A 12,918-nucleotide genomic window follows, 5' to 3' on the forward strand; every position below is an offset into this window, starting at 1 on the left:
CTCGTATGCACGACCCGAACAGATCGAACAGATCCGAAAGGCGGTGGGAGCTGTGCGGCTCTCACGAAGAGGCCTGCTCCGTGCGGGCCTGGCCGGTACGGCCGCCACGGCGCTCGGCGGCCTGACGTCCGGCTGCGCCGTACCGACCGGTTCCACCGGCCGGAACATGGTCCTGTGGTACTGGGACGGCGGCCTCGGCGACACGGTCGTCAAGAACGCCAAGGCGCGTTACGACAGTACGGTCGACCTCCAGGCGATCAAGATCGGCGGCTACTACCGGTCCAAGCTGATCACCACGATGGCCGGCAAGGCCCACATCCCCGACATCGCCGGCCTCAAGGGCGAGGACATGGCGTCCTATCTGCCCAACGCCGACCAGTTCGTGGACCTCAGGACACTCGGCGCGGACAAGTACAAGAGCCAGTACCTGAAGTGGAAATGGGAGCAGGGCATCGCCGACGACGGCACGATGGTCGGCTTCCCCATCGACTGCGGTCCGGTGGCGCACTTCTACCAGTTCGCCGTGTTCCGCAAGGCCGGTCTGCCGTACGAACCGGCAGACGTGTCACGGGAGTTGAACACCTGGGAGAAGTTCTTCGCGGCGGGCGAGCAGCTGAAGAAGCGGATTCCCGGGACCTCGCTGGTCACCGACGTCAACAGCATCTTCGAGAACGTGGTGAACCAGGGCTCCAAGCGGTACGTCGACAAGGACCGTCACTTCATCGGCGACCAGGAACACGTGCGCAACGCCTGGGCGTTGGCGGTGGAGGCCAAGCAGCGCAAGATCGTCTCGGATCTGGTCAGCGGCACACCGGACGCGCTCTCGGCCGAACAGGACGGCAAGCTGCCCAGCCAGCTCAACGCCTCCTGGGCGACCAGCGACATCAAGACGGGCGTACCAAAGACCAAGGGGCGATGGCGAGTTGCCCAGATGCCGGTGCGGCCGGCCAACAACGGCGGTTCGTTCCTGTCGATCACGAAGGCGTGCCGGGAGCCCGAGCGGGCCTTCGAGATCATCACCTGGATCCTGAACGCGGCCAACCAGGCCCAGGGGTTCGTCGACGCGGGCCTGTTCCCCTCCACTCCCGCCTCGTACGACCTCAAGACGGTGCGGGTCGCGGACCCGTTCTTCGGCGGCCAGGACACGATGGACGTCTTCGGGCCGGCCGCGCAGAGGATCACGGTCGCCTACAACAGCCCGTTCGACAGCGCGCTCGGGCAGCCCCTCAAGGACGAGATCAAGAACGTCGGTGTCCTCGGCAAGGACCCCAAGAAGGCCTGGAGTGACGCCATGAGCAAGTGCCGGCGCATCGCGGACCACCTGGGGGTGAGCTACTGATGGCCACCGCACTGGACAAGCCCCCTGCCGCCGTGGACAGTTCGTCCGCCTCCTCGCGGCCCAAGAACGGCTTCCGCAAGTACTGGCATCTGTATGCCGCGATCTCCCCGTTCTATCTGCTGTTCCTCTGCTTCGGGTTGATCCCCGTCGGCTTCTCGTTCTACCTCTCCCTGCACCGCTGGGACGGCCTCGGCTCCATGGAGTGGGCGGGTCTGTCGCAGTACAAGTACCTGCTGAGCGACACCGACTTCTGGAACTCGATCGGCAACACCCTCATCATCTGGGCGCTGGCGACGTTCCCCATGATCTTCCTCGCGATGATCACGGCCGTGATGCTCAACTCGGCGGTCCGCTTCAAGAACGTGTACCGCTTCGCCTACTTCCTCCCGAACGTCACCTCGGTGGTGGCCATCGCGATCGTCTTCGGCTCGGTGTTCTCCACCAACTTCGGCCTGGTGAACGCCCTGTTGCAGGCGGTGGGCATCGACCAGATCGCCTGGCTGAACACCCCGTGGGGCATCAAGATCGCGATCGCGACGCTGATGACCTGGCAGTGGACCGGCTACAACGCGATCATCTTCCTCGCCGGTCTGCAGACCATCCCGAGCGAGGTGTACGAGGCGGCCCGGATGGACGGCGCTGGACCGGTCCAAACCTTCTTCCGGATCACGCTGCCGATGATGCGGCCGGTACTGCTGTTCGTGCTCGTCATCTCGACGGTCACCGGTCTGCAGAGCTTCTCCGAACCACAGGTACTGCTGCAGAACACCTCCAACGACTCGACGTTCGCGGGCGGTCCGGGCCACTCCGGCCAGACGATGGTCCTGTACTTCTTCCAACAGACCTTCGACAACAACGACTTCGGTTACGGCGCCGCCGTGGCCTGGGGCATCTTCCTCGTCGTCATCATCTTCTCCATCGTCAACTGGCGCCTGGTGCAGCGCCGGGGCGAAGACTAGGGAGTCGGTCACCATGGCATTCCTTCAAGGCACACGGCGACCGAAGGCCATCCGGGGCACCCGGAAGCGCGGCATCGCCCTCCATGTATCCCTGATCCTGGGCGTGTTGCTCTCGGCCTTCCCGTTCTACTGGGCCGTGATCATGTCGACGCACACCTCGTCGGAGATCTTCTCCTACCCGCCGAAGCTGCTGCCGGGCACGCACTTCCTGGAGAACGTGCGCAGCCTCTTCGACAACATCGACTTCTTCGGCTCGATGTTCAACTCGGTACTCGTGGCGGGGTCGGTGACCTTCCTGGTCCTGTTCTTCGACTCACTGGCCGCGTTCGTCTTCGCCAAGTTCCAATTCCCCGGCAAGAACGTGCTGTTCGCGCTGCTCATGGTCATCTTCATGGTGCCGGCGCAGCTCGCGGCCATCCCGCAGTTCGTCATCATGGCGAAGCTGGGCTGGATCGGCTCGATGACCGCGCTGATCGTGCCGGCGGCGGCCAACGCGTTCGGCATCTTCTGGATGCGCCAGTACATGAAGAGCGCGATCCACGACGAACTCCTCGACGCCTCCCGCATCGACGGCGCGAACTTCCTGCGCCAGTACTGGCACGTGGCCCTCCCGGTGGTCCGCCCGGGCCTCGCCTTCCTGGGCATCTTCACCTTCATGGGCCAGTGGAACGACTACGCCTGGCCCCTGATCGCCCTCACCAACCCGAACAACGTCACCCTCCAGGTGGCCCTGTCCCAGCTCAACGGCACCCACGGCACCACCGACTACGGAATGGTCATGACCGGCGCGCTCCTCGCCCTCGTCCCCCTGCTGATCGTGTTCGCGGTCGGCGCCAAGCAGATCATCGGCGACCTCGGCAAGGGAGCCATCCGCTGATGACCGACCCGCTCTTCGCGCTCCGCCCCTGGGAGTCACCCGAGGTGACCTCCTGGGGGCGGTTGCCCATGTCCGCCGTCGACCGCCGCGCCGGTGCCGTGTCCCTCGACGGCGACTGGCGCTTTCAGCTGCTGCCGGCGCCGGACGCGCCCTTGGCGGACGCCTGGTCGTCCGCATACGTGCCGGGCGTATGGACCATGCAGGATACGGACGACCTTCCGCAGTACACGAACGTCCGTATGCCGTATGCAGAATTCCCTCCACTGTCGCCCGCGGCCAATCCGACGGGCGTGTACGAGCGTGAGATCGACGTCCCGGCGGACTGGGCCGGGCGGCGGATCGTGCTCCAGATCGGGGCCGCCGAGAGCGTGCTGCTCGTGCACGTGAACGGGCGGCCCGTCGGCATCTCCAAGGACTCCCACCTCGCCGCCGAGTTCGACCTCTCAGGCGTCGTACGTCCCGGCGCGCGGGCCACCGTACGGCTGACCGTCGTCAAGTGGTCGGACTCCTCGCACATCGAGGACCAGGACCAGTGGTGGCACGGGGGCATCACGCGCTCCGTGTTGCTGTACGCGATCGATCCGCTGTATCTCGCGGACGTGACCGTGCGGGCGTCCTACGACGGCGAGCTGCGGGTCGACTGCCAGGTGCGGAACGCGGGCGGCGCGCTGCCCGCCGGGTGGTGGGTCAGCGGTGATCTCGACGGTCAACTCCTCACCCAGGACGAGGAGTTCGACCGGTTCAACGCCGAGGACGACCGGGTCTCCGACTTCCTCGGCGAGGCCCGCATGCGCGCCACGGTGCCCGAGGTCCGCACCTGGAACGCCGAGACACCCGAGCTCTACGGCCTCACCGTCCGCCTGCACCGCGCCGACGGAACGGTCGCCGACTCGTCGTACCGGCGCATCGGTTTCCGTGACGTGCAGATCGTCGGGCGGGACCTGCTCGTCAACGGCGAGCGCGTGTACATCCGCGGCGTCAACCGGCACGACTTCCATCCGCTGACCGGCCGCACGGTGTCGTACGACGACATGCGCGCGGATCTGGTGCTGCTGAAGCGGTTCGGTTTCAACGCGGTCCGCACCGCGCACTACCCGAACGACCCGGCGCTCTACGACCTCGCCGACGAGCTGGGTTTCTACGTCGTCGACGAGGCGGACATCGAGTCGCACGACCACGCGCACGAGATCGCGGACGACCCGCGCTATCTGAACGCGTTCGTGGACCGGGTGTCGAGGATGGTGCTGCGCGACAAGAACCACCCCTCCGTCATCATCTGGTCGCTCGGCAACGAGTCCGACTACGGCGCCAACCACGATGCGGCGGCCGGCTGGGTCCGGCGCCACGACCCCACTAGACCGGTCCAATACGAGGGCGCGGCCAAGCGCGGCTGGGCCGACCCGGACCTCGCCTCCGACATCGCGTGCCCGATGTACGCGCCGCTGGAGGACTGTGTCGCGCACGCCCTGTCCGGCGAGCAGACCAAGCCGTTGATCCAGTGCGAGTACTCGCACGCGATGGGCAACAGCAACGGAACCCTCGCGGCCCACTGGGCCGCCATCGAGTCAACCCCGGGTCTTCAGGGCGGCTTCATCTGGGAGTTCTGGGACCACGGGATCCTGCAACGTGTGAGCGACGGAAGACCCACCGGCCGCGCGGGTGCCGGACTGTATGACAACGGTGTCGCCGCGCCCGGTCAACGCTGGGCGTACGGCGGTGACTTCGGCGAGTCGATCCACGACGGCGCGTTCATCGCGGACGGCGTGGTGTTTCCCGACCGCACGCCCAAGCCGGTCATGTTCGAGCACCGGGAGATCGCGGCGCCGGTGCGCATCGAGAGCTTCCGGCACGAGGGCATCGTCCTCGGCAACCACCAGCACTTCCGGGGCCTCGAATGGCTGTCCGGGACTTGGGAGTTGGCGCTCGCGGACGGTCGTACGCTGACCGCTCCGGCCGAACTGCCCGCCCTGTGCCCGGGCGAGACGGTGGCCGTGCCGCTGCCGTTCGAGCTGCCGGAGGACGGCGGCGAGGCCTGGCTGACGCTGCGCGTGACGACGGCCGAGGACCAGCCGTGGGCGCCACGCGGCACGGACGTGTGCGCACCCCAGGTCCGGCTACGGGCGGCAACTCCCGTGCCGCCGACGGTGGTTGGCGGTGGCCGGGTCGAGGTCGACGGCGAAGGCCTGTTGATCCACCCGCTGTTGACTCTCGCCCCGACCCTGTCCCTGTGGCGGGCGCCCACCGACAACGACGAGTTGGGCGGTATGGCGGCGCGCTGGCGGACCTGGGGGCTCGACTCGCTGGTCCGAAAGGTTGTTTCAGTGCGGCGTGACGGCGAGCGGGTGACGACGGTCGCCGAGTACGCCGGGGCTGTCGGTGTGGTCCGGCACTGTCAGGTGTTCACGCCGGTGGAGGGCGGGGTGCTGGTCGAGGAATCGGCCGAGCTGCCCGAGGAGTTCGTCGACGTGGCCCGGGTGGGGACCGTGTTCGAGACGGTGCCGGGTCTTGATCTGCTGGAGTGGTTCGGCCGGGGTCCCTGGGAGTCGTACCCCGACCGCAGCACGGGCGCGCCCGTGGGCCACCACTCGGTTCCCGTCGACGAGTTGTTCACTCCGTATCTGCGACCGCAGGAGAGCGGCGGCCGACACGGGGTACGGCGGTTCACGCTGTCGGCGCCGGACGCCACCGGTCTCGCGGTCGACCTCGACGAGCCCCGCCAGGTCTCGGTGACCCGCCATCGCGCCGAGGACCTGACCGCCGTACGGCATCACGACGAACTGGTGCCGCGCGCGTCCTGTGTGGTGCAACTCGATGCGGTGCACCGAGGGTTGGGCACGGCCTCGTGCGGTCCCGACACGTCGGCGGAGTATCTCGTCGCACCGGGTGTCCATCGCTGGAGCTGGACCCTGCGCGTTCTCTGAAATCCGCGGCTTCCGAATCCGCGGCTTCCGAATCCCAGCCTTGAACTCCCCCGCTTTCGCGGGCACTTATCCACGGAGCACACATGTGTACTTCGCATGAGCACGAGCACGACCACGAGCAGGTCGCGACAGCCCAGGCCGGTGCCGGACGGCGCAGTTTCCTGCGGGCGACGGCGCTGCTCGGCGCCGCCGCCACGGCCGGCGTCACACTCCCGACCGCCGCCGAGGCGGCCCCCACCTCGGCTTCTGTGAAGGCGAGTTGGCGCCCCGACACCGACAGCCGGCGCTTCACCCTCGCGGTGATGCCGGACACCCAGTACCTCTTCGACGGGCCGAGCATCGACAAGGCGCCGATCGAGGCCTCGCTGCGCTATCTCCTGGAGCACGGCAAGGACGAGAACATCGTGTTCCTGTCCCACCTGGGCGACCTCACACAGAACGGCGCGAAGCCCGAATTCGCCGCGATCGGCGAGGCGTTCAGGCTGCTGGACCGGCGGGGCGTCGGGTACAGCGTGCTGGCCGGCAACCACGACGTGAACTCGTCGACCGACGACCAGCGCGGCTCGTCGCCGTACCTGGACACGTTCGGGCCGGGGCGCTTCAAGGGCGCGCGCACGTTCGGGGGCGCGTCCGCCGACGGCTACAACACGTACCACCTCTTCGAGGCGGCGGGCCGCGAGTGGATGGTGCTGGCGCTGGACTGGCGGCTGTCGGCGAAGGGGTACGCGTGGGCCAAGAGCGTTCTGGCTCAGCATCCGCACACTCCGGTGATCCTTACGACGCACGAGCTGGTCGTCGAGGACGACCAACTGTCGGACTACGGGCAGCAGTTGTGGGACCAGTTGATCGAGGACCACGACCAGATCTTCCTCACGCTCAACGGGCACTACTGGCCCGCCGGTCGGGCGACGCGCAAGAACGCGGCGGGCAATGACGTCCACCTGCACCTGACGAACTATCAGAACCGTTACTTCGGCGGCGCCGCGATGATCCGCCTGTACCGCTTCGACCTGGACCGGGGGGTCATCGACGTCGAGACGGTCTCCCCGTGGATCCTGGGCCGGGCGGCAAAGGGCCTGAACGAGTTGGAGCGCCAGGAGATCGAACTCAGCGGCGACGCCGACCGGTTCACCGTCGACATCGGCTTCGGGGACCGCTTCTCCGGCTTCGCTCCCGTGCCCGCGCGTGCGTCGCGGCCCGCCTCGAAGCTCCTCGTCCCCGGCACGGTGGCGTACTGGCGCTTCGACGGACACTCCGACGCCACGGCCGTCAGCGGCACGGTCCGCGACCAGTCCGGGCGCGGCAACGACCTCACCCTCGTCACGGTCGGCGGCTCCACCCTGAACTGGTCCTCGGACCACCACCCCGACCAACCGGGCCACGGCAGCCTGGAGTTCACGGGCTACAAGTCGCCGCTCAAGGGCGCGTATCTGCGCACGGTCGACGGGGCTCCGCTCAACTCGGTGACGTTCAAGCGGGGTTACACGATTGAGGTGTTCTACCGGCTGCCGGCCGACTGGGACCCCGACCACAACGCCTGGTCCGGGGTGGTCAGTCGGACCGGCACGGGCGGCGCCGCGGGCAAGACGGCGGACGACCCGGACGAGCCCCTCGCCACGCTCTCGCTCTCCAACGACCGTGAACCGCAGTGGGCGGTGCGGCCGTTGAACCAGGAGGGCATCGCCAGCAACTGGGGTCAGGAGACCCCGCTGGAGACCTGGTGGCACCTCGCCGTCGTCAACGACGGCAAGCACACCACGCTCTACGTCGAGGGCTGCCCGGTCGTGCGCAATCCGACGGCAACCGCCGTGGGCCTCACCTCGGTCGGCCTGCCCTGGCTGCTCGGCGGTTACGAGTACGCCGGGAAGATCGACCAGATCCTGCACGGCCGGCTCGGCGACGTCCGGATCGTCGAACGGGCGCTGCCCGTCACCTCCTTCATGAACCACTGACTCATGGATCACTGGCTTTGGTTCATGGATCACTGACTTCATGAACCACTGACAGCCCTCCAGCCTCCAGAGGACTTCCGAACCATCATGACCGAGCAGCAGCTGCCCACCTGGGCCGATCCTTCCGTCTCCCCCGCCGCCCTCGACGCGCAGGGTGTCTCCCGGCGCCAACTCCTGCGCCGTGCGGGCCTGTTCGGCGCCGCGTTCACCCTCGGTGCGGGACCGCTCGCCACGTCCGCGTCGGCGGCGGGCCGAGGCTATGGCGGCAACGACCCGCGCCTCGCCTATCTCGTCGGCGACCATCACGTGCACTCCGTGTACAGCCACGACGCCAAGTACACGTTCTCCCAGCAGGCGCAGGCCGCCGCGAAGTACGGCCTCGACTGGATGGTGTTCAACGAGCACTCCAACTTCGGACATGCCTCCTACGGTGCGAAGTTGGAGCACGCGGAGATCCTCAAGGCGCGTGCCGAGAACCCCCGCCAGCTGATCTTCCAGGGTCTGGAGTGGTACATCCCGGCGGCCGAGCACTGCACGGTGTTCGCGGCACCCGGCCGGCACGAGGTGGATCTGCTCACGCAGTTCGAACTCGCCTACGACGGCAAGCTGTTGGGCTACGACAAGGGCGGCGCCGCCGACGCGGACACCGCCCGCAACGAGGCCCACGCCGTGAAGGCCATCAAGTGGCTTGCCGCGCAGCGCCGTTCGGGCTACGTCGACGACGTCCTCGTCCTCGCCAACCACCCGCTGCGCCTGGGCATCGACTCCCCGCACGAGATGCGCGCCTGGCGGGACGCGGCCCCCGAGATCATGATCGGCATGGAGGGCGCACCCGGCGCCCAGGGCGCGGCTCTCCCCGGCTGGCGCGGTGCGACGTCGATCCGGGGCGAGTACGAGAACAAGCCGTCGGCGCAGTCCTGGTCGGGCTATCCGACGGACGCGTATGTGACGTACGGCGGGTTCGACTGGGCGACGGCGACCGTCGGCGGGCTGTGGGATTCGATGCTGGCCGAGGGCCGGCTGTTCTCGATCACCACCAACTCCGACAACCACCGTACGGTCTACGACACTTGGGCCAACGGCGCCTGGCCCGAGGGTCAGAACTTCGACAACACCGGCAAGCTGCCGGACCCGGTGCAGACCGACTCCCCGCAGCCCGGAAGCGACTTCTGGCCCGGCGAGTTCAGCCGCACCCATGTGGGCGTGACGCGCTACAACTACCGCGAGGTGATGGCGGGGATGCGCGCGGGCCGGGTCTGGGTGGACCACGGGCATCTACTGGACGGGCTCGACGTCCGCCTGAAGCGTGACTGCGACCACGGTCAGGGCGTCACGCTGGGCGGCCGGTTGCGGGTGCGCAAGGGCGACCGGCTCACGCTGAACGTCACCGTGACGACCGCCTCGCGGCCCAACGCCCAGGGAATTCTGCCCGAGTTGGCGCACGTGGACCTGATCCGGGGCGCGGTGCGCGGTGCGGTGTCCGACCGGGACGCGTGGCGGGCGCCGGACACGAAGGTCGTCCGTACGGCGGACGTGAGCGGCCGCAAGGGGACGTACACCCTGCGCATCCCGGTGACCGCCGGGGACGAGTCCTTCTACCTGCGGCTGCGCGGCAGCGATGGCAAGCGACACGGCGCGGGCTACGTCGGCGCCTCGGTCGACCCGCACGGCCCGATCCCTCACGAGCCCGGAAACGGTGACCCGTGGGCCGACACGTGGTTCTATTCCAACCCCATCTTCGTCGATCTGGCAGGTATCTGATGAAGCGTCAACTCGCTGTCCTCGCCGCCTTATTGGGCACTCTCACGCTCGGCGTGAGCACCTCGTCGGCCGCAGCCGCCACCACCTGGGTGGAGACCGGCACGGCGTACACCGACAGCCTCGGCGGCGGTGAGGGCGTCGCCAGTCAGGCGGACGGCTCGCTGCTGTACCGCGGGCTGGCGTCCATCCCGCTGGATCTGCGCATCCAGGGCTGGAACCACATCGGCGACCCGGACATCGCGAACGGCTACGTCTTCGACGCCTACCAGGGCGCGGACACGGGCACGTCCAAGATGTTCGCGGTCACCACGCCGTCGGGGACGCGCTACACGTACGTGCACACGCTGGACTCGGGCGAGAAGATCAACAACTCGTTCGACGCGATCTCGCCGGACACGCAGTGGATGGTGTCGGGCGAGTGGGGCGACCAGTCCAGACTTCAGGTCTTTCCCACTCCCCTGCTCAACACGTCCACTCCGGCGACGGGCGGGGCGCTTCCGCAGGCCGGGCAGATCACCCTGGACAAGACGGTGAACGACATCCAGGGCTGCGACTTCGTGACGGACACCCGGCTGGTGTGCGTCTCGGACGACGCGTCGGGGACCAAGTTCCCCGAGATCCGCCCACTCCTCCAGGTCGACCTGCCCCACAAGCTGGACGGCCAGCCGATCACCGGTACGGTCACCAGCTTGTTCGCACTGCCGGCGCGCAGCATCTGCACGGGCACGTTCGAGGCCGAGGGCGTCGACTACGACGTGAACAGCGGGACGTTGCGTGCGGAGGTCGTACAGCCGGGCGTGTGCGTGGTGTCGACCAGCGTCTACTCGTACAAACAGCAGTAGACAAACGCCGGTCGGCTGTCGGCTGTCGGCTGTCGGCTGTCGGCTGTCGGTCGTAGACAAGCGGCCGTAGACAAGCGGCCGTAGGTCGTAGACAGGCTGCAAGTAGACAGACGACAGCTGCAGCCGGTCCGGTCAGGCGTAGAACCGCGAGAGACTCTGTAGGACGGCGGCGGGCTTCGGTCCGCCGTCGATCTCTATCGTCCCGTCGACGGCGACCTGCACCCCGCCCGGCACGTCCTCGACCGAGGCGAGCTTGGCGACGAGCCGGATGCGCGAGCCGACCTTCACCGGCGCCGGGAAACGCACCTTGTTCAGGCCGTAGTTGACCTTCGTCGACACGCCCTCGACGTCCAGCAGCTCGGTGAAGAGCGGGATGAAGAGGGAGAGGGTCAGATAGCCGTGCGCGATCGGCGCGCCGAAGGGGCCCGCCGCGGCCTTCTCCGGGTCGACGTGGATCCACTGGTGGTCGCCGGTCGCGTCGGCGAAGGTGTTGATGCGTTCCTGGGTGACCTCGATCCACTCGCTGGCGCCGAGGTCGCTGCCCGCGAGCTTCTTGAGTTCGTCGAGGCCGTTGACGGTGATGCCCATATCGCTTTCCCTACTTAAGAGTTGGTGCCGAGACTTAAGAGTTGGTGCCGAAGCGCTTGCGCACCCGGGACTTGAGGAGCTTTCCGGAGGCGGTTCGCGGGAGTTCGTCGGCGACCACCATCGACTTGGGGATCTTGTACTTGGCGAGCCGGCCGGCCAGTGACGCGAGCACCTCGTCCGGGTCCAACGAGGCACCTTCGCGCGGCACGACGACCGCGCGCGGCACCTCGCCCCACTTGTCGTCCGCGATCCCGATGACCGCGCACTCGACGATGTCGGGGTGGGCGAGGAGCAGGTCCTCGATCTCGGCGGGGTAGATGTTCTCCCCACCGGAGATGATCATGTCCTTCATACGGTCGACGATGTACACGTACCCGTCCTCGTCGGTCCGTGCCGCGTCCCCGCTGCGGAACCAGCCGTCGGCGAAGACCGCGGCCGTCTCCTCGGGCAACCCCCAATAGCCGGGCATGACATGGGGCCCGCGCACCACGACCTCGCCGGTCTCGCCGACGTCGGCGGGGGTGAGGTCCGGCCGTACGACCCGTACGTCGCTGAAGAAGTGCGGTACGCCCGCCGAACCCGCCTTGCTGACGGCGTGTTCGGCGTCCAGGAACAGGGTCCCGGGCGCGGCCTCCGTCATGCCGTAGCCCTGGAGGAAAGTCAGTCCGCGTTCCTGGTAGGCGGCGATCAGCGGGGACGGGACCGGGGAGCCGCCGCAGGTCAGGATGCGCAGCGAGGTCAGGTCGGCGTCGGCCCAGCGCGGGTGCCTGGCCAACTGGTCGAACATCGTCGGCACCCCGAACATGAAGGTGATCCGGTGCCGTTCGATGAGGTCGAAGGTGGCCGCCGGGTCGAAGGACTCGACCAGGACGCAGGTACCGCCCTTGAGCAGCACCGGCAGGGTGAGCATGTTCAGGCCTGCCGTGTGGAACAACGGGGCGGAGACCAGGGCGCGTTCGTCGGCGATCAGGTCGGTGTCGACGAGGACGTTGATCGCGTTCCAGGCCAGGTTGCCGTGGGTGAGCATGGCGCCCTTGGGGCGGCCGGTCGTGCCCGAGGTGTACATGATGATGCAGGTGTCGTCGGCGGTGACGGGTTCGTCGATCGGCTCGGTGGCGGCCGCTTCGAGCAACTCCTCGTATTCCGGACCGACTTCGAGGTACGTCCGTACGTCGGTATTGCCCGGGAGCCCGGCGACGAGGCCGGCGTGCGTCGTGCCGTAGACGAGGATCTTGGCGCCGGAGTCGGCGAGTTGGTAGGCGATCTCGGGGGCGGTGAGGCGGGTGTTGAGGGGGACGAAGACCGCGCCGAGGGTACCGGCCGCGAACAGGGTCTCCAGGTAGGAGGGGTGGTTGGGGCCGAGGTAGGCGATGCGGTCGCCGCGGCGGACGCCGTGGGCACGCAGGGCGTGGGCGAGGCGGGTGGTTCGTGTATGCAATGTGCCGTAGTCCATCGACGAACCGCTGTCGACTGTCGACGAACCACCAGGTCCCGCCGACAATCCACCGCCGACCGTCGTCGAACTACTGTGACCCGCCGACGGCCCACCGCCGACCGTCGACGACTCACTGCCGACCGTCGACAATCCACCGTCGCCGTAGACCAAAGCCGTGCGGTGTGGGGTCTTGCGGGCCCGGCGTGCGGGCCAGGAGCCCAGTCCCTCGTTGCGCATGCGGCGT

9 protein-coding genes are annotated in these 12,918 nt (G+C 68.0%); 7 read left to right on the forward strand and 2 right to left on the reverse strand.

Going from position 1 to position 12,918, the window contains the following annotated elements; genetic code table 11:
- The first annotated feature begins 52 nt into the window (after positions 1-52).
- From SPR02S_RS21140 to SPR02S_RS21170, 7 genes are all read left to right on the forward strand, one after another.
- Positions 53-1,339 carry an ABC transporter substrate-binding protein gene (locus tag SPR02S_RS21140; protein ID WP_019058993.1) on the forward strand — a complete coding sequence of 429 codons (1,287 nt, stop codon included), beginning with the start codon at positions 53-55 and terminating at the stop codon, positions 1,337-1,339.
- On the forward strand, positions 1,339-2,298 hold the full coding sequence (locus tag SPR02S_RS21145) for a carbohydrate ABC transporter permease (RefSeq protein WP_019058994.1): 960 nt from the start codon (positions 1,339-1,341) through the stop codon (positions 2,296-2,298). Before SPR02S_RS21140 ends, SPR02S_RS21145 begins: the two co-directional genes overlap by 1 nt.
- 13 nt (positions 2,299-2,311) lie before the next feature.
- Positions 2,312-3,175: a carbohydrate ABC transporter permease gene (locus SPR02S_RS21150; RefSeq protein WP_019058995.1), complete on the forward strand. Its 864-nt coding sequence runs from the start codon at positions 2,312-2,314 to the stop codon at positions 3,173-3,175.
- Entirely contained in the window at positions 3,175-6,096 is a 2,922-nt protein-coding gene (locus tag SPR02S_RS21155; RefSeq protein WP_019058996.1) for a glycoside hydrolase family 2 TIM barrel-domain containing protein, read from the forward strand. Before SPR02S_RS21150 ends, SPR02S_RS21155 begins: the two co-directional genes overlap by 1 nt.
- Positions 6,097-6,179: 83 nt before the next feature.
- Entirely contained in the window at positions 6,180-8,048 is a 1,869-nt protein-coding gene (locus SPR02S_RS21160) for a LamG-like jellyroll fold domain-containing protein (protein WP_019058997.1), read from the forward strand.
- Between the two features lie 87 nt (positions 8,049-8,135).
- Positions 8,136-9,809: a PHP domain-containing protein gene (locus SPR02S_RS21165; protein WP_019058998.1), complete on the forward strand. Its 1,674-nt coding sequence runs from the start codon at positions 8,136-8,138 to the stop codon at positions 9,807-9,809.
- Positions 9,809-10,651, forward strand: a complete 843-nt coding sequence (locus SPR02S_RS21170) for a hypothetical protein (protein ID WP_019058999.1) — start codon at positions 9,809-9,811, stop codon at positions 10,649-10,651. Before SPR02S_RS21165 ends, SPR02S_RS21170 begins: the two co-directional genes overlap by 1 nt.
- A gap of 132 nt (positions 10,652-10,783) precedes the next feature.
- Here the strand turns inward: SPR02S_RS21170 and SPR02S_RS21175 are convergent, their stop codons facing one another.
- Positions 10,784-11,239: a MaoC family dehydratase gene (locus tag SPR02S_RS21175; protein WP_019059000.1), complete on the reverse strand. Its 456-nt coding sequence runs from the start codon at positions 11,237-11,239 to the stop codon at positions 10,784-10,786.
- A 34-nt stretch (positions 11,240-11,273) separates the two neighbouring features.
- On the reverse strand, positions 11,274-12,911 hold the full coding sequence (gene menE, locus SPR02S_RS21180; protein ID WP_026150738.1) for an o-succinylbenzoate--CoA ligase: 1,638 nt from the start codon (positions 12,909-12,911) through the stop codon (positions 11,274-11,276).
- Between the last annotated feature and the right edge of the window lie 7 nt (positions 12,912-12,918).

Origin of the sequence: Streptomyces prunicolor NBRC 13075, assembly GCF_000367365.1 — a bacterium.
In the GTDB taxonomy this organism is placed as follows: Bacteria; Actinomycetota; Actinomycetes; order Streptomycetales; family Streptomycetaceae; genus Streptomyces; species Streptomyces prunicolor.